This is a genomic window from Methanosarcina sp. (assembly GCF_049706645.1).
GTDB lineage: Archaea > Halobacteriota > Methanosarcinia > Methanosarcinales > Methanosarcinaceae > Methanosarcina.
The window spans coordinates 1-18679 of the sequence record NZ_JBNAKP010000072.1 but is presented as its reverse complement, the minus strand read 5'-3'; the positions used below and the strand labels follow the sequence as shown (position 1 = coordinate 18679).

Below are 18679 nucleotides of genomic sequence, written 5' to 3'. Positions count from 1 at the left end.
CACGTCCTAGTTCCATTTACATTACAAATGTAGTTGAAAATATAAATTGGTTATTTAACAACGGTTCTCGGGGAAGTTTTTCATCCCCGCAGCAAGCTGCGGGGTATTCGAATGAAAATAAAATCTCCTCCAATACAGGAAGAATAAATCTTCTCCAATAATGCCTTTTCTCTAATAGTATCTCTTCTCTAGTAACGCCCCCTTAATCCGGGAATTATCCTGTGAACCCGTTTCTTATACTCCCGATATTCGTCACCAAACTGTGCCACAAGCCTTGTTTCCCAGTGAAAGGACCCAAGAAACAGATATATGGTAGTCAAAAGGTAGATGACAAGCAGATTCAAGGTCATAATGGGAGTGAGCCAGATAATGACCAGGCCTGAGAGCAAGAAGGGATCCCTTACCCATCGGTAAATGCCCCGGATCTTCAGGGAGCCTGCTTCAGGCGTCTGTGGGGCAGAGAGCTGGGAGCGAACTTTGAATCGATGGGCTCCATCCCGAAAAGCCATGGGGGCAATGACTGCTGCAATTAACTGCCCACCGACCATAATCCAGCGCCAGGGTGAAGGTATTATGTAGAGAATCCGTCCCGGATTTTTGTAGAGCAGGTAGACGAGCGGCAATAGCGTTAGCACTGCAATGAGGCTGTATACTGGCACATACAGATTATCTGCCCTGGAACCCAAACCCCGCATAATAAAGCGTTTGAAGGACAGGCTCGCAGTCAGGCTGTGAATAGCTGCAAATGCTACCAGGCAAAAAACTAGGATAATTATGGACGAAACCAATTCCAGCATCCTCCCTTATTTTAATTTAGTAGCTTAGATTTCCATATCAATATCAAAATTTACATTATAATACGTGATAAATATTAGAAGTTCAAGCGATATAGAGCAGACGGTACAGAAGTCAAGTTCCAATCAACCTCAACGGGTATAGCGACAGGAAGGTGACAGGAAACGGGTGAAATCCCAGCCACTCTTATCGAGCTGCCTGGAGTGTTCCTGTATAGATGGTGGGGTAATTCATCCGTGCTATTTACTTTTTTAAATTTATTTGAGGCTTTTTAAAGATTCTTTTTCAGAAAGCTTTTCAGAAATTTTGTTAGCTCGGAATTTGGAATTAAAAGGATTAATTCTCAAGAGATCAGGCAAAAAATCCTGAGCATTTCTTATGTTGATTGGAAAAAATTGGGGTTTTCCAGGGGAACTGTGCATTACATGAAACAAAATGCCAAGACAGGTTTATAATTTTCCAGTTCTCCTTTTTTGATTTTTCCTGTTTTTGATAGTACAGGCAGAACCTTGATTTATGCAAAATACAAATTCAGGAACCTCTATATAGAGTCTGTGATATCTTTTGTTCACTGTCTAGTGTGCTGACAGATGAGCCTGAAGGATTTTAGAAGACGAAAATGTTAGCATGTGAAAAAACCTGAAGCGGCAAAGTTCAGCAGAGGATATTTTGTGAGGGATATAAATAACTGAGATTAAACAAAGACTGTTACTTTTTGATATTCTAAGAATAATTGCAATTTCTATGGTAATTATTCACCACTTGTACAAATTACCAATGTTCCCCTTTTTCGGCATCGAAACATTGTCTTTAGGTAAGGCGGGAGTAATCATTTTTGTATTTATCAGCGGAGCCCTCTTATATTTAAGCAAAAACGAATTTCACGGAACCCCGGATATTTTAAAATTTTACTATAAACGAACCTTACGGATTTATCCTGCACTCTGGCTATCTATCCTCATGGCAATTATATTTTATCCCGATGGCTTAAAACAACAAACTTTAGAAAGTATGATAGTTCAGCTTACAGGTACAGTTGTTTACAATAAAACGGTTTACGGAATGTACGCGGTTTTATATAACCAGATGTCCTGGTTTGTAGGTTTAATTGTTCCTTTTTACATAGCATATCCTTTAATCTTAAAATTTATTAAAAATTCTCCATATATTACTTTATTTATTTCCATTTTTATAACTGTTTTCAGTACCATATATTTTCACAGGAGTATAAATATAGGAACCCCGGAAACCTATATTATGTATTTTGTTTTCGGGATGTTTATCGCCCACATGGGACTATATAATAAAACAGTTAACACAGATAAAAACCTTATATTTGTATCTGACCTTGCGTTTTATATGTTTCTAACAAACGTGATTATTATAGGCCACCTGGAATATAACACGGTCATGTTTTTTATTGCCTTACCCATCTATTCTTTTGTTCTTATGAAAGCAGATAACCTGGTAAAATCTAAAATAGATTATATTCTAAATGTTCTATATAGCTACGTAGCTACAAAAAAATCTGATGTTATTTACTGAAGATAAAATAAAGAGAAAGCCCCATAAATTATTTGAGCTGTATATAGCTATATAAATAAACTGAATAGACAAGCATAATCTTTTGTTAGACAGAAGCACTAATTTTAAGTCACACAATTTTTTAGTTAAAAACAGAAAGTAAAAATGTATAATTTAGGGTATTACTTACATATCCTAAATTATATAAGTTAATTTAATTTTAGTAACCTCAGAATTTCCTTTTTACTACGAATGCCATGATCAAAAGTGTAACTAGAGTATTAAACAATCCCATTCCAGGCAATAAAGAAGGGGTTTCACACTTTGCATAGACATCTCTTATCGATGTTGAATTAAGCATGTGCCATTCAGCTTTATTTCCTTCTATATGATCGGCATTGGACTCAATAATTTCATTCGGCATCTCCAGATAGTAGTGAACCTGTATGGCAGAGTCCATAGCTTCATTCATACCAAGAAGGTCTTCTTCATCTTCTTCACTTTCGTCATATGTACTCAGTTCCCCTATTTGATCTCTATAAATGATATAATCCTTGTTTTTTTCTACAGATGCGTTTTGAGACGATAACCCACTAATCTGTATTTTCACCTTGTCGCCATCCCATACTTCATTATACTCTCCGCCTTTAGAAATAATACCGTCTCTTAATGATTCTCCATCTTCTTCTAACATCTGTGAATTTAATGCTGAGTACACATAGGAATTTGTATCCATTGTCATATTATATTCTTCAATTCCTCCGCTGCTGTTCACTTTCGCATCATATGACATCGAAACGCATCCACTAAAAAAAATCACCAGAACTAAAACTAAACCTGTAAGCATTTTTTTCATATAGACCATCCTGAAGAATTGTTCCTGCTTCGCAGGAAATCGATCTTAATAACTATCAAGGTATTTTTATTCCTTCTGATCTCTATCCGATCCATATTCTTATCTTAGACTATATTTACGCCAATTAATATGAATAATCCAAAAAATAATATATTTTTAAAAACTAGCTAATTATTTCCAAAGAGTCTCAATTCAGATCTTTTTATTCTACAGCCTAGTTAAAAAAGGTACAATGGATAAAAAATTTCATTGTAACTGAGATTACAACTTGAGGTTAAGAAGCCTGGAGAAAAATAATATCAATTTCCAGAGTTACTCTCTTCTGTCACTTTCCTATTTTCTTCTTTCTTTTTTCCCATGCTTTTTTCTTAACCCAATTATTCTGCATCATGCAAGAAAAATGGAGTTATGACCCATTGCCAAACCCAAAAACCAAAAAAGTCGTCTTAAAAACTCTCAAAAATCAAGAAAGCCATCCTAAAAACTCTCAAAATCAACAATGAAATTGGTTTTGGGATAAACTCAACAACTATGTATTCAAGGTAAAACAATATCAATAGTGGCTTTCATAAGATTATTTGAGAGATTAAAGTTAATTAATTTGTTTAATTCTGTTTTTTAGATTGTGGTTTGAATATATTTCCTGCAAAAATGTTATTTTTAAATACGAGTTTAAAAATCGTTGGAAAATTGTTTTCGATGCTCGTTGAGAGAATTGTGCTAAGTAATAATTTTTTATAGGCTAATTTGATATCATTTCTCGTTAAAAGGTTGAAAGCCAGATCTTTATCGCCAGCTTCTGCGTTGTGTTTTGCTGTGCACATCTCCACGAATTTTATATATTCTTCTAAATCTTTTATTACGTCGTGTGGCACTCTACCAAGCTTTAGAGCCTCTTTTGCCGTTTTTATTAAAGGATGACCCTGTACAGGCTTTTTTCTGTATGCAGCACTGTTGACAACGTTTTGATAATATACGGCACATACCCGGCTGCTGTATGCAAACGGATATTTCAGGGCAATTCTACCCCACATATCAATATCTTCTCCCCACCAGAAGCCGGTCTGAAATTTTCCAACCTCTGAAAATATCTTTTTAGGAACGGTTACTGAAGATGTATAAAATATATCTTTATGTGATATATCTTTCAGGTTTACTTTAAAATAATTTAATATTAATCCTTCATCTGGAATAAGCTTTCTTAATTCTTTATCTTTATCCATTAACACATTATCAATAAATTCAGTTTTCAGTGAAGTTGCATATAAACCCGCATCCGGATATTTTTCCATCAGCCTCAGGATTGTTTCAAGATAATCTGGCAACCATTCGTCATCTGCATCTAAAAAAGCTATAAGCTCGGATTTAGCTGCATCAATACCTCTATTACGTGCTACTGAGACACCTGCGTTTTTTTGGTTGATTAACCGAATTCTGGCATCAATGAAACTCTTTACTATATCTGCACTTTTATCTGTTGATCCGTCATTTACCACAATTATTTCAAAATCCTGAACTGTCTGGCTTATGACAGAATCTAATGCTCTCTTAACGTGTGGCTCTTTATTGTAAAGAGGAATAACAACTGAAAATTTAACCAGAAAACCGCCTCCTTATAATATTCAGTTATATTAACCTCTTAAGAAGGGGAGAGGTCGTTCACTTCTACAATTTAGAAAGCCTGCAGTAACCAGATCTTCTAAAAAACCACCGCTTGCAATCCCCCTTTCAAATAAAATGAGTATATTAATCAAGATATATAATAATTTACATATAAAAGTACGATTATGTTTCGTATCAGCAGGCACTGAGAAAAACAATGTTTAGATTTAGTATAATATCAGTAACAATATGATGAGTGAGTTTAGAAGAGTTATTTATGATTTCAAACATCAATCAAAAAACCTCAGTTCTTAATTCTTTTTTTATTCCAACTACATTATATTTTGTATATATAAAAACATTTTAATAGTGCTTCCTCTTTAAGAAAGTACCAATGTAAAAACTAAATTTGCTCAGTTCATGATTTTGAAGACAAGGAAAAAAGAGTTGAAATTACAAAAAAGTTTATTGAAACTAAATTTGATAAGTCCAGGGCTGTCCTTGATTTCCTGAGTCAAAGATTTCCTGAAACTAAATTTGATGTTTTAGATGAACGTGAAAAGTTAATATTATTAAAATGTTTATTTTCAGGTCCTGCTCCATAATTCGCGAGCATGATCCACTAAAAATATGTTGAAAATTCAGGTAATGAGGTTCAGGCCTGTCTTTTTAACACTGACAGAAACAGAGAGTGCGAAAAACTCAGACCCCATGCGCCCATTACCTGTTGGATGATATTTTTCTATTTAGTTTTTTATACAGATATCTAGATATTTACTTACATTTTACTATAATATACTGGTTCTTGTTCTCAATGTCGCAACCCGCAGCATTTTTCACTGTTAAGCTTACAGTGTACTCTCCTGCTTTACAGTATTTATGTACAGGATTCTGGGCTGTTGAAGTACAATTATCGCCAAAGTCCCAGGACCATGAAGTGGGTGAACCTGTACTATTCTCTATGAATTTCACTGTTAAAGGTGCTTTTCCACAGACATAACATGCAGAGAATTCAGCAATCGGGAGAACCGGTTCATTTTCTATAAGAATTTGTTTGACTCCTATAGACTGACCAAAAGAAACAGGATTGCTTCCCACTTTTACCGTGGCTGTAACTGTGTTTGTTGCCGTGTCAATTACAGAGACATTGTTACTATCAGAATTTGTCACATATACCTTTGACCCATCAGGGACAACAGAAACTCCTATTGGAAATTCTTCTACATCCACAGTCTCTGTAACATCGTTCGTGGCTGTGCTAATTACAGAAACAGTTCCTTCTGCGTTCGTCACATATACCTTTGATCCATCCGGAGAGGCTGCAACTCCCCAGGGCCCATATCCAACATTCATAGTGGATGTAACTGTATTTGTAGTTGTGTCAATTACGGAGACTGATTCGTTTTTGTGGTTTGCCACATATACCTTTGATCCATCCATGGAGACTGCGACTCCAATTGGCTTGTCACCCACGCTCACATTGAATGTCACACTGTTAGTGGTTGTATTAATTACAGAAACAGAGTTATTGCCTGAATTTGCCACATATACCTTTGATCCGTCTGGAACGACTGCAACTCCTCTGGGAATACTTTCTACATCCACAGTGGCTATAACACTGTCAGTGGATGTGTTAATTACAGAGACATTGCTGCTGTTAAAGTTCGTCACATATACCATTGTTCCATCCGGATTAATTGCAACTCCAAATGGAATCACTCCCACATTTACCGTGGCTGTAACACTATTTGTAGCTGTATCAATAACAGAGACAGTGTCGTTGCCTGAGTTTGCCACATACACTTTTGATCCGTCTGGAGCGACTGCAACTCCTATAGGATAGGCTCCTACTTTCACCGTATCTATCACAGTGTTTGTAGCTGTGTCAATCACCGAGACAGAGTGACAGTTAGAATTCGTAATATAAACATATGTATTCACTATCGAGGAGTTTTCATATGTATCTACTATCGAGGAGTTCTGGTCGGCAGATGCGGATACTGTAGCCGGAACGAGTATTATGAATAAAATTAAGACTTTTAATACTAAGAATGCTGGATACAAGTATTTACTAGTTTTAATGCTACTTCCCCCTTTATCGCTATTCTTTTGGCATTATTTAATGTACTTTAATTTTCGCTAGCGAGCATCGATTCTACCGAGGTTAAAGTAAAAGAAGCTCTCAGTTTGAGATCCCAGTATTCTCAATGCTGCTGAATATAAACATAATTTGTCCTTCTATAAAACTCTTTTTAAATTTGTACAATATTTATTAATTATAGGAGTTGAATGATTTGATGTCATTGATTTACCTGTTCTCCAGAGAATTGAAAGTAGACTACAAAACTGTAAGAAAATGGATAAAAAGAGTTTTAGATCCTGGGGTTAAAGAAGGCCTGGTGGATAAATCAAGAAGTGGGAAACCTCAAGATATTAGTGCTTAGATTAGACATGAGCAGTTATCTTTTAGTGTGAACTCTTTGTATTATAAAATGCCCACAAAAGAAGGCAAGATCAAAATAAGTGCCAGAATTCCTAAAAGTTTTTATGTTTAAGTAGGTTATGGGATAAGCAGACAACCTGTGGGTCGATTTTACTCTTAAAAATCAGGGAGTTAAGCCATTATTTAACAGAAAAAACCAGAAGACTTGATTTTATTAATCCTGAATTTGGGGTTTTTAGGGTTGATTCTCAAGAAATCAGGCAAAAAATCCTTAACATTTCTTATGTTAATTGGAAAAAATTAGGTTTTTCGAAGAGAACTTTACATTACATGAAGCAAAACGCCAAAAGTGATAAGCCTTTCACGCTCAACAGCCATGTTTTAGAGAGAGTTAAAGCCTGGGGAAATTTGGTTTCTGGAGGCCAAGTTTAGGTTTAAGAAAAGTTTTGATTTTACGATTAAGGGCTAAGTTTTACGATTTGGAAGGCATGTTTTTTAAGTTTGAGGTTAAATTTTAAAGTTAAAGGCTTAAAGAAAAGAAAAAAACTAAATATTTTCACAAAAATCTTTTTTAAGCTTTTTAAAAAATATTTTTAACTCATTTTTTAGCTTTTTAAATAAGTGTTTTTAAAACGAGTTTTTCACAAAAACGTTTTTTTCAAAAAAATCTTTTTCCAAAATTTTTAAAAACATTGCTCATGAATTCCTATAATCAAAAAACATTTTTTCTTATTAATTAAATAAAGCATTAAAAAACCGAATAATCTTCGTAGGTTTGAGTAAACAACAACCAAGTTAAACATTCAGACATAAAACAATCTCAAAATCAAAGCAAAAACCGATGCAAGCATTAAAAACAAAACCAACAAAATAGACCCTGAATATTCAGTAATAATACTGCTAAAGACTAAAATTAAAGCAGAACTAAAAACGACAGCAATTATTATGGCAAGTCCCCGAATGATAGTTCTAAACTCACCATTAACAAAACTACTAGGAAGAATTGAATAATATAACAAAATTGATGCAATGAAAACGAAAAATAACAAAGGTAAGGCACCGTCTAAAATATCAGATTTCCAACTATAAGATAAAATCAAACCAAAAATTATCAAAAATAACTGAACAGCTCGTTCTTTTCTTTCAAGAAGTTCTTTTTGGTTAAAATAACAACTTTCAGCATTTAAGAATTTATTAAATTCATCCTGAAGATATGACATGTGTAAAATAATTGAAAAGATGTGTATTAAACATATCTATAAAAAATAGCAAAGGCAAAATACCTAACTATTTTTATATAATGAACTGATCCCAAAACTCAAAATTACCTCTCAGAATCCTGTATTCCGAATAATCAATCGAGTTTCTGTCATGAAAAACAGTTCTGAAACTTTACTAATTTGAGAATAAAATTGGTTTTGGGATGAGCCCATATAAAACCTATTTTCCTTTTGTTTCCTTTATTTATTCGATTGTTTCTATTTTCTCTTTTTTGACAAAGGGCTTGCTTATTTCCTCTGGCATCCAGCTAGGTCTATTTTCTGGGGCTTTAACAATTTCCTTCCATGCCTTGAACACTTGCACTTTCTTTGTACCGCGTTCCCTGAGTCGGATAGTAACTGGTTCGGATTTGGTTCCGTTACATCTATTTGCAGCTTTCAGGGCAGCCTGTCGGGGTTGTTTTCCAGTAAAAACACCGTGCTCACTACCGTCTTCGTCGCGCAAAACAAAATTTCTCATGTCGGATATAATGATCACCTCAAAAGTTAGTTGCTAGATACTGATTATGTTCTTAAATATATAAAAACTTTATGAGGATGTTGCCGACTGTGATTAGTTTATGCAAAAAATCCTTACCAAGAGGATTAATTAGATTTTGCCTCATTTGTATTCGGTTAAGGAATGTGTCAGCGTTAAAATAACTACTGCAATCATCTATTCATTTCGTTTTACATTTATAGGTTTATAAAAGCGGCAACGAAAATAACATTTCCTATGGATCGTATCTCAACCAAATACAAACGAATAATATAAATTTATAAATTTTAAAAAACAGTACTGTTAACATATTACAGTAAACATATTACAGTAGCGTACAAAAAATCTGGATTATCTATAACCCCACAATTTAGCGCGAAGGATAGGATTCGAACTTCTGTCCGACTTATTTCCGACTCTTTAAGGTATATAAAATATTAAAGATGATGACTTCTGGTGTTCAAACCTCCTTCAATCCCCATACTTTAAGGGGTTTAGACCCTCCAGCTTGTTGAGTTCATTTATTTGAAACTCAACAGGAAAGAGTGAGCAAATGCTAAAAAATAGTTACTGCCAGGGCATCTTATCGAGCATCCGGATTAAGTTACTTGCCTCATCAAAGGATAACTCAGTCCAGTTCTTTCCGGATTCACCGCAGTACTGACTAATTTTTTTATGCCTTTCCATATATCGAAGAGACTTTATTACCAGATTTTTTTGCCTGAAAGTTATCGAATGATCCATAAGTTCCATAAAATGCTCCCTAGATTAAACCTTCATTTTTCAGTATTCTATAGTTGTAATCAATCAAAAATCTATAAAAACTAAAAACGCTACTATGTAATTAATACATATATATAACTCACAATATATATACATATCTTACATTGAAGTATTTATTCTAATAAACATCAATATATAGTCCTTTATATTTACATAAAAATATTATTGATATTCCAATTCGGAGCTGAAGTATATTTAATAGCACTGGATTTTACGGGGTTTATGGATGTAATACACGATTGATTCGATTGAACTAAGAAATTAACTCATGAATCCCTCGTTACCTGGATTTTTTGATGCTGTCTTTCATTCTTTCTGTCTTCTTCCTCCATTTCTTTTCTGAATTCTATGTAATCTCTCTCAACTTCTTCTAGTTTGTCTTCCATTTATGACCTCCATACAATATAGCAGAACGCACTCTATTTATATATTTTGGAACTAGTTTGTATCAACTTATACTGATTTGAGGTTGAAGATGGTTGCTTTCAAGAAGAAAGGAAGTAGATATTATTGGGGACGTCCTTTAGATTCAGTTAGGCCATAGACTTTCGTTAATATGGAGGAGATTAACCAGATAACCTTGACATTACCAGACAATTTTGGCATTAACTCCTGAAGAAACCAGAAAAAATAAAAATAGTAAAACGCTTAAAAGGATAAAGAGTAAGGCTACGAAATAGGGTAGGATCAATGCAAGTTACTGCACATTTTGGAAAGAGATTACACATCCTTGTGATGGTATTTTCAGTTCTTAATGTCTTACTCGTTGTGAAATTATATAAAATTTCAGGAGATTGGACTCAACTGGGAGCGGCTGGTGGGTGGCTGGGGACGTTGATGTACGCATACATAGTTGCAAAAAAATGTCCACATTCAGCAGATACAGAAAATTCTTGAATTTTTAAATCATTTTTGAGGCATTTCTAAGTCAATTCACATTCATTGCTTCCCCTTCACAAGCGAAATATTAGATTTCTCAACCTTCCCAATTCAAATCCCCTCACCTCAACAATGTTTATATGTGGGAAGGATTACAGTACAGAAGGATTTTTCCAAACATTTTATATTACTCATAAGATTATTTAATATATCATGACATGCAGAGGCATGGCATTCATGAATTAAAATTTATAACCTGAGAACGGTTTCACAAATCAAAAGAAGGTTCTGTTAATGAAATACTGGCAGCCGAAATATGAGACAATGGATCCCGAAGAACTGAAGAGATTGCAGCTTAAACGCCTTCAACAGAGCTTAAAGCTGGTCTATGACAATGTTCCTTTTTACAGGCAGAAATTCAAGGAAGCCGGAGTTACTCCCGAGGATATCAAGACCCTCGACGATATCCGTAAAGTGCCTTTTACGCGGAAGACCGACCTTCGGGACAATTATCCTTTCGGGCTTTTTGCTGCCAGGAAAGAAGACATAGTACGCATCCATGCTTCCTCAGGAACCAGCGGGAAACCGACCGTCGTAGGGTACACGGCAAAAGATATCGAGACCTGGTCGGATATGAATGCCCGGAACCTCACGATGATAGGGCTTTCAAAAGGCGACACCGTTCAGAACTCCATGAATTACGGGCTCTTTACCGGGGGCCTGGGCTTCCATTATGGGGTAGAAAGAATGGGCGCAATGGTCGTGCCGGCTGCAACCGGAAATACCGCCCGGCAGCTTGAGATGATGATCGATTTCGGGGTAACGGCAGTCCATTGCACCCCCTCCTATGCCTTTTACCTTGCCGAAACTGCAGAAGAACTGGACATCGTGGACAAGCTCTCCTTAAAAGCCGCAATCTTCGGTGGGGAACCCTGGTCGGAAAACACGCGGAAGCAGCTTGAAAAGCGGCTCAACCTCAAAGCCTACGACTGTTACGGCCTTTCCGAAATGTTCGGGCCAGGCGTTGGTTTTGAATGCCAGGAGCAGAATGGCCTGCACATCTGGAGCGACAATTTCCTTGTCGAAGTTCTTGACGAAAACGGAGAGCAGGTCTCGGAAGGCGAAAAAGGCGAACTTGTCCTCACTTCCATCAACAAGGAAGGTTTCTGTAACATCCGATACCGCACAGGCGACATGACAAGGCTTCTTGAATCGGAATGCGACTGCGGCAGGACAACCACAAGAATCTCCCGCCTCATGGGCAGGGCCGACGATATGCTGATAGTCCGGGGCATCAATGTTTTTCCATCCCAGATTCAGGACGTCATCTCCCGCATCCCGCAGGTGGGCGAACACTTCCAGCTCATCCTGGACCGCAACAAACACATGCTTGATGAACTCACAATTGAAGTGGAACTCGAAGATAATGCCTTTACCGGCGACCTCAAAGATCTCAAAGCCGTCCAGGACCATGTCCAGCACGAGCTCAAAGCCGTCCTGAATATCCGCACAAATGTCGAACTCCTTGAGAAAGGCAGTATCGAAAGGACCGCTGGCAAGGCAAAGAGAATCATTGACAGGCGCCCGGAGCTCTGAGACCCGCACAGCTTTGAATTACTTTTTGGTAACTTAAGCGATCAGGGAATTTTTGTTCTCTGATTCCCTTACTTTTTTGCATCCGTCAAACCAGATCTAAATTTAGTTCTTATAAATAGCAGTCAGCCTGGATTACTTTTTTTAGGGCCTCAGGCAATCACACACTCGACGAGGTATAGCGGCTTGTCCCGCAAGCAAAGCCTGTAAAAAAGCTGAATTTCCTTTATTTTTACAAATGAAGCCCTGATAAAGCTAAAACTTGAATTTTTCTTTCTAACTGCTCTAAATAACAAAATTTATTTTATAACGCTTTAAATATAAAAAAGAATCAGGAGGAGTTTATTATTCTCCTCCCTGCCCTCCCTCTCGTCTATGCAGGAGGTAAAACCGTAGTAGAAAGATGATCCCGAATATTCTAAAATTTCGTCATTTCGTCAATCCCTATGCAGAATCCTCATCCATAAATCATTATTGAATCGAGTCTTGCTGTACCTACTTTTGTCCAGTAACTGCAAATATCACAGTACTGCGTCTTGCCATCTGAGCGCAATTTAAGGCTAGCATTGCATTTTGGACATATTTTTAGATGTTTCATGAATAAAACTCCTTGAGTTTCTATTTTTAAATGAATAAACAATTCTTGATATACAATGCAAGAAGAAGCCCAGAGACGCTATCGTACTGTATCCCCCAATACAGCCTCTCCGAATTTATGCTCCCCCAAGCATATTGATTCGAAAAGATGGATCAGCGACTCCCAGGCGATTCTTTTATTTAATTGATGATACCCTAGCTCTGTTCCCCCACTCCAGCACATAATAATAGCATAAATTATATTAAATAAATTATATCAAAAATTGTTTTCAATCGAAAAATAGCTTGGCATAAAAAATTTCAAGCTCATCATAGCTCTTTTATTCATTTTTAAAACTTTCAGGAGGCACAGGATGTGGGTGATGTCTCCTGGTTCCTTTTTTCGTCAACTAAAAAATTTAAACGAACCTTATAGTTTACAATGTTGTCACTCGATGCTTGCGACTTTCGAAAGGCATGGAGTAATTTTTGCTTGAAGCTGGAGATAATTATAGGAATGCTATTTAGCCTGTTTCGAAAAATATATAATTAAATTTTTTATTACTAGAGAATAGTATATACTTTGAGAAACTTAGCGGTGCTCAATGGAGTTTTTATTCAGGGCATTATGATCACAGCAACATTTTTCATTTACCAGGAAAATAGACTGGTAAGAAATAATTAATGGAACTTACGCAGTTGAACTGAAAGATAAATAATGTTAAATCTCTAACTGTCCAAAAAAATTTAGCCTCAACACCTATTGTATCTGATTTTGTCCCTCAAGCGCGTAAGTTACATCGTATCAAAAATGAAGAAATGTGTTTGCAGGTAACACATTCCAGCCAGAGCTTGAATTGACCTTAATATCCCAGTCCCTTCTACCCTCAATCCTTTGGGTCGAGCTTTATAGCCCGGTCGTACACGACCTCTGAGTAGGCTGGCCCGGTCTTTGTTGTGTTTTCCATGTAGGCTCTCCAGCCAATGAAAAGCGGTTGATCCAGTTCTATGCCGTGAGGTCCCATACCATAGGGAACCCCATAGCAGTATTGATCACCTTCACTGCAGTTCCTGGCGAGCTTGTAGACATACAGGTATTTCGCGTTAGGATTGTCAGGAAGATATTCCTCAGCAGATCCATTGAAATCTTCGTCAGTTATTGCTCTAACGCCGTTCCACACATCCGCTCCGTATATTGCGAAGTTCGAGTACGTCGCCTTTCCTGTGGCTACATGATTGACCCCGTAGACAATTATGAATTCATCGGTATTGTTGCCAAGAGTAATTGCCGGGTCTCGCAGGAAAGGATAGTATTCCGAGGTATTAAAGAAAGGAGGCGTTGGCGAAGAGGCAGTCTGGTTTGCTGTCCATAGATAGCATGCATCGTTGTTAGGACCTACACCGTTGATTCCTCTCTGAATAGCATCACTCCCTACAGGAACTGCCTGACTGGTCGGAAGCTCTGTGGCATTTGATTCGTTATATCTTTCGAGGATCGCAATTCTCAGCTCTTCAAGATCATCCATAAGCTCAAACTCTGTTTGCCCGGTTCCGCGGACCCTTAGCTCCGGATAATCATACGGGTCCAGCTCCGTATTATTATTGGGAGTAATCCTGAAAACAGTTGCAGGTGTATTATTTATGTAATCGTCACCAGCCTGAGTGTCATTGAATAAGGCTGGACGGACAAATGCGGCAAATGTATCGGAATCGTTCTCCAGGCCCATGTTTAATATGGATGAAGGAAGCACCTGGGTATTGGTTATGTTGTCTGAATACCCCGCTAATTGGGCAGCAGCCCGGATACGCTGATCAATGCCTCTGTCAGCCGTAATGATTATTACCGTGGTTTGATTGAAAGGATTTCCGGGCTGCCCATCTGGAGTACCTTCGGTTTTGATAACCTGGTTGTTTACCGTATCCGCTATGTTGGAAAAGAGCCAGCCTCTCTCGTTCCCATATGTCCTGTGCATTATGTAATGATCGTAGCTGAAGTACCTGCATTCAGGTGGTGTTCTTCCCACGAAAACAACAGCCTCATCAGGACGAAGGTTCCAGATTGGAGTTGTATTCCCGCTCATCCCGAGCGTACTTGTTAGTTTAGAAACCCGTTCATCTACTTCAGAACCGGTTGGCGCTGGAACAAAATATGCCACATATTTTGTGGTGGGATTGTTTCCATATGCAGAAGGCAATACTCCTTCCTCTAATAACCTGATTAAATCAAAATAACCCAGCTCACCTTCCTGTACAGTGAATCCATCCTGTTCTAAAGCCTGTTGAAAAATCTCTGTGTCATTTGCTTCCATATCCTGTGCAAGGGCATTTCCCGTAAACGTCGTAAACAAAACTCCAAGCAGTAGAAGTAAGATATAATTTTTCATATACCATGTTCCCCCCATATCTATACTTATTTCCGCAAAGAATTACACATAAAAAGAAGAATATTTAAAAAAGAGAAGATCTCTTAACATCTTCAAGACGGAATTCTTTTTATTTTTTTTCTAAAAATTAAGTGTAAATCCTTGCGACCTATATTATAATTATCATTAAATATATTATAAACCTTGGTGGAACATTAGCTAAACTTGGATAGTTAATCTGTTAACCGTCCTGCATGGCTTCTTACTATCTTCCATTTTCAGCAACACTGTTAGCTTAGTTCATTTTCTACTTCTCAGCTAGCAGAGCAGAGAGATTCACTTTTAAGAACCCTGGGTACGTCCATGCTCGACGTAGGAGAGCGGCCTTTACGTAAAGTATGCAAAAAAGTTGAAAAGCATAAATTTTGCCAAATAGGGGTCTGAAAAAACTAGAATCTGAAGTTTGTACATTTTACCCGCTCAAAACAATAAAATTTATTTTGTAACGCCTCCAAAAATCAAAACCCCAAAACCAAAAGCTATTATATAAATAGCCACAAACCTTAACTGCTATTTTCATCGGATCTTAATTTCTTAACAATTGTTATTTTGCCAGATTAAAAAGGTGTAACCATGCCTCATATAATAGAATTGCTTGGAAAAACAAGAGTAGTCATAAGAGATGGGAAGGTTATCGAAGTCGGCCAGCCTGAAGTCGAATGGTGCCCTCTCTTTGCCAAGATACGTGGAATCCAGAGGATAACCCCGGAAGAAGTCAGGAAGAATATGGAGTTCAGGATAAGTGATTTCGGGATGTTCACGGACAAACGCAGGCTGGAGCTTGAGGACTTTGTAGGGTTCGGGGCTTCTGAAGTCATGATGACAGGGCTGAGCCGGGGCCTGCTTGACACAACCGTAACCGCATGCGAAGGGGCAGGGACCGTTATTTCCAACAACCCTATCCTTGTCCAGGGCATGGGCGGCAGGATGTCCGGGCTTGTCGAAACCGAGCCCATTGACGGAATCATCAACGGGATTCAGGAACGCGGCGGGATCGTGCTCGACCCCTCGACTGCAAAAATGGATCCGGTTGCAGGAGTGAAAAGGGCAGCCGAACTCGGATACAGGAAAATCGCAGTAACCGTAGCTTTCGCGGAAACCGCAAAAGAGCTACGGGAGCTTGAATCCGAACTCGGGCTTGACCTGATAATAATTGGCGTGCATACCACAGGTTTAAATGAAGAGGAAGCCCGGATCCTTGTTGAAAACGCCGATATCACAACCAGCTGTGCCTCGAAGTACGTGCGGGACATTGTAAAGCCTCTCGCCCAGGTCGGAACTGCGGTTCCTCTTTTCGCCATTACCCAGAAAGGAAAGGAACTTGTGATCGAAAGGGCAAAAGATATCAAAAGCCCGCTTCTGATCAATACCATGCCCCTGCCGGTGCTGCCAGAAAAAAAGCAACCCAGAGAGCTGAAGTAAAAACTGCTTTTAAAGTTGACTCTTAAAATAGCTTTTAAAGCTGGCTTTAAGACGGCTTTTGAGCCTTAATTTTTTTATTTTTTTTCTTTTTATTTTTTCTTTTGTTGAATTTATTTTGCTTTTTTAATCTGTTCTTGAGAAGCACTGGAATGAAGTTTCCTGAGCACTTTCTTCGGGCTTAAAAAGTTTATACATCGGAATGACCTTAAGAGTTGTAACAGAAACTTTAAAAATAAGGTAGGAAGATATAAAAATATGAATAATGGATGTAAGAAGGAAAGCCATCCTGAGAGCCCGATAACCTATGAAAGCCAGGAGACTCTGGAAGTACAGGCTATCAAAGAGAAACTTTCCGAAATGCACAGTGATATTAAAAAAGTTATGGAATACACCAACAGGCTGCGTTTCGAAGCTGCCTTTGAAAGCTTAAGAGAAAATTATTCAAATGCACTTCTCAATCACCTTTTCGAAGATATCGAGACCGGGCTTGAGCAAAATATGGTGAAAAAGTGTCCTGAAAAGGAAAACTGCACTTCGGCATTTACAGCCCTCCTGCAGCAGAATGCCGGGCTAATAAAACGAAGTAAAGTTGAGGATACGTTAATCTCGAAAAATCGAAAAAAGCTTGAAGAACTGAGATGCGGAGCCCCTTACACTAAATGTGAGAAGTGCTTTTCCGAAGTATCGAGCCTCCTGGTAAAACAGGTCAACTTAATGCGTTCTATGAAGATTTATGCAGAGAATCAGGAACAGAAACCAGCTATTACAGCCCTTGAAACCTGCGCTGTCATGAGCGAAATTCTTGAGCCGGTCTCAAACCCGCAGCGTCTTGAAATTCTTAGAGCCGTCGCATTTGAAACGAAAAGTTTTTCAGCTTTTTCCGAACTTACAGGTCTCAGAGGAGGAAACCTGCTTTTTCACCTCCAGAAGCTTACGGAGAGCGGACTGATCCTGCAACAGCACGAAAGAGGAGACTATATGATCACCGAAAAAGGTTTCAAAATTCTCCAGGGTTTAAACGAGATCTATTCTTCACTTCAGGCTTCCCAGCTACGGAATCCCAAAGAGATACTCTCCCGAATCGGGGAGAAGAGCCGGATTTGATTTTATGGTTCCGGTCCAGAATAGCTAAGGATTAATTACTGATTATCTACTGCTAATTTATTTCAGTTTTTTATTTTAATCATTACTGCAAGTTACTGAGACTTCAGTACTGGAACTGTACCGGGACTTTTAGTAGAGATGAAAATTTTGTTACTTTTCAGCACGGTTGAGGTTCTCGTTTATTGTTTTTTATCTCCTCAAAGCCTTTTACTCTTATTTCTATTTAATCAAACCTCGTTGTTCCTGTTTTTATTTAATCAAACTCCTTTACCTCTTTTTTATTCCACCAATACCTTTCCGGCTCAAGCCGTGTGAATATAGAGGGCTCCTGCAATACACTGGAGTGTAGTTACTACACTCCAATGCCGATTAAGTATATATCAATAACCTGCCAATAAGAGATTATTGAAGAATCTGTTCCATTTATTTCGAGAATATTGGGCTTTAAAGAAGCAAAAATAACACAGGATAAAAAAGAAGAATAGAAAAAAACAAGAAAAAAGGAAAAAACAAGAAAAAAGAGAATTAGAGGGATAAGAAATGGCTGTAAGAGATGAGATTCACAGGCAGATTGTTGCAGGACTTAAAGATGCAAAGTTTCCCATAAACACACCCGAAGAATTGCTTGCTGCTTTTCCTGCGGGTGCAGACACTACATGCAAAGCAGGAGACCTTGAAGTTACTGCCGGAGAAGCAGGTAAACTGCTGACTGCAGAGGATTTCCCGTTCAAAGACGCAAAACAGGTGGCAGACACAATAGTCGATAGAGCAGGGCTTTAAATCCTGTCTCTTTTATTTCTATTGAGCCTATCCCAAAACCAAGTTTATTTCTACATCATTAAGAATTTAAAAATTATTTTCGTAACCATGAGTTCGATTGATTATCTTGAATCCAAGCTTCAGTGAAGTAGTTTCAAGTTT

The 18679-nt window shown here is 37.7% G+C and carries 15 protein-coding genes; 7 read left to right on the top strand and 8 right to left on the bottom strand.

From position 1 onward, the window contains the following. Nucleotides 1-188 precede the first annotated feature (188 nt). Nucleotides 189-788 (bottom strand): methyltransferase family protein, encoded by a 600-nt coding sequence (locus tag ACPK8D_RS16825; RefSeq protein WP_424719005.1) that lies wholly within the window; start codon nt 786-788, stop codon nt 189-191. A 691-nt stretch (nt 789-1479) separates the two neighbouring features. Between ACPK8D_RS16825 and ACPK8D_RS16820 the strand changes: the two genes are divergently transcribed. Continuing rightward, complete coding sequence (locus ACPK8D_RS16820; protein ID WP_424719008.1) at nt 1480-2340, top strand: acyltransferase family protein; 861 nt, start codon at nt 1480-1482, stop codon at nt 2338-2340. A 208-nt stretch (nt 2341-2548) separates the two neighbouring features. On the opposite strand, the gene ACPK8D_RS16815 is transcribed toward ACPK8D_RS16820, so the two are convergent. The 3 genes from ACPK8D_RS16815 to ACPK8D_RS16805 all read right to left on the bottom strand — a co-directional run bounded on the left by ACPK8D_RS16815 (nt 2549) and on the right by ACPK8D_RS16805 (nt 6841). Then, entirely contained in the window at nt 2549-3175 is a 627-nt protein-coding gene (locus ACPK8D_RS16815) for a hypothetical protein (protein WP_424719004.1), read from the bottom strand. Nucleotides 3176-3780: 605 nt separating this feature from the next. Next, the gene (locus ACPK8D_RS16810; protein ID WP_424719007.1) at nt 3781-4755 is read right to left on the bottom strand and encodes a glycosyltransferase family 2 protein; all 975 of its coding nucleotides are present in this window, start codon (nt 4753-4755) and stop codon (nt 3781-3783) included. A gap of 796 nt (nt 4756-5551) precedes the next feature. Then, the gene (locus ACPK8D_RS16805) at nt 5552-6841 is read right to left on the bottom strand and encodes a PKD domain-containing protein (RefSeq protein WP_424719003.1); all 1290 of its coding nucleotides are present in this window, start codon (nt 6839-6841) and stop codon (nt 5552-5554) included. A 230-nt stretch (nt 6842-7071) separates the two neighbouring features. Between ACPK8D_RS16805 and ACPK8D_RS16800 the strand changes: the two genes are divergently transcribed. Next, nucleotides 7072-7221, top strand: a complete 150-nt coding sequence (locus ACPK8D_RS16800) for a hypothetical protein (protein WP_424719002.1) — start codon at nt 7072-7074, stop codon at nt 7219-7221. A gap of 802 nt (nt 7222-8023) precedes the next feature. On the opposite strand, the gene ACPK8D_RS16795 is transcribed toward ACPK8D_RS16800, so the two are convergent. From ACPK8D_RS16795 to ACPK8D_RS16785, 3 genes are all read right to left on the bottom strand, one after another. Next, nucleotides 8024-8440, bottom strand: coding sequence for a hypothetical protein (locus ACPK8D_RS16795; protein WP_424719001.1), 417 nt, complete (start codon nt 8438-8440; stop codon nt 8024-8026). Nucleotides 8441-8684: 244 nt separating this feature from the next. Beyond that, the gene (locus ACPK8D_RS16790; RefSeq protein WP_424719006.1) at nt 8685-8969 is read right to left on the bottom strand and encodes a non-histone chromosomal MC1 family protein; all 285 of its coding nucleotides are present in this window, start codon (nt 8967-8969) and stop codon (nt 8685-8687) included. 576 nt (nt 8970-9545) lie between these two features. Further along, on the bottom strand, nt 9546-9731 hold the full coding sequence (locus tag ACPK8D_RS16785; RefSeq protein WP_424719000.1) for a hypothetical protein: 186 nt from the start codon (nt 9729-9731) through the stop codon (nt 9546-9548). A gap of 720 nt (nt 9732-10451) precedes the next feature. Between ACPK8D_RS16785 and ACPK8D_RS16780 the strand changes: the two genes are divergently transcribed. Continuing rightward, on the top strand, nt 10452-10658 hold the full coding sequence (locus tag ACPK8D_RS16780) for a hypothetical protein (RefSeq protein ID WP_424718999.1): 207 nt from the start codon (nt 10452-10454) through the stop codon (nt 10656-10658). 276 nt (nt 10659-10934) lie between these two features. Then, nucleotides 10935-12236, top strand: a complete 1302-nt coding sequence (locus tag ACPK8D_RS16775; protein ID WP_424718998.1) for a phenylacetate--CoA ligase family protein — start codon at nt 10935-10937, stop codon at nt 12234-12236. Nucleotides 12237-13696: 1460 nt separating this feature from the next. Here the strand turns inward: ACPK8D_RS16775 and ACPK8D_RS16770 are convergent. Continuing rightward, nucleotides 13697-15193, bottom strand: coding sequence for a hypothetical protein (locus tag ACPK8D_RS16770; protein ID WP_424718997.1), 1497 nt, complete (start codon nt 15191-15193; stop codon nt 13697-13699). A 612-nt stretch (nt 15194-15805) separates the two neighbouring features. Here ACPK8D_RS16770 and ACPK8D_RS16765 point away from each other — a divergent pair. From ACPK8D_RS16765 to ACPK8D_RS16755, 3 genes are all read left to right on the top strand, one after another. Next, the gene (locus ACPK8D_RS16765) at nt 15806-16654 is read left to right on the top strand and encodes a methanogenesis marker 8 protein (protein WP_424718996.1); all 849 of its coding nucleotides are present in this window, start codon (nt 15806-15808) and stop codon (nt 16652-16654) included. 255 nt (nt 16655-16909) lie between these two features. Continuing rightward, the gene (locus ACPK8D_RS16760) at nt 16910-17758 is read left to right on the top strand and encodes a winged helix-turn-helix domain-containing protein (protein ID WP_424718995.1); all 849 of its coding nucleotides are present in this window, start codon (nt 16910-16912) and stop codon (nt 17756-17758) included. Nucleotides 17759-18298: 540 nt separating this feature from the next. Beyond that, nucleotides 18299-18538, top strand: a complete 240-nt coding sequence (locus ACPK8D_RS16755; RefSeq protein WP_424718993.1) for an MTH865 family protein — start codon at nt 18299-18301, stop codon at nt 18536-18538. The last annotated feature ends 141 nt before the right edge of the window (nt 18539-18679 follow it).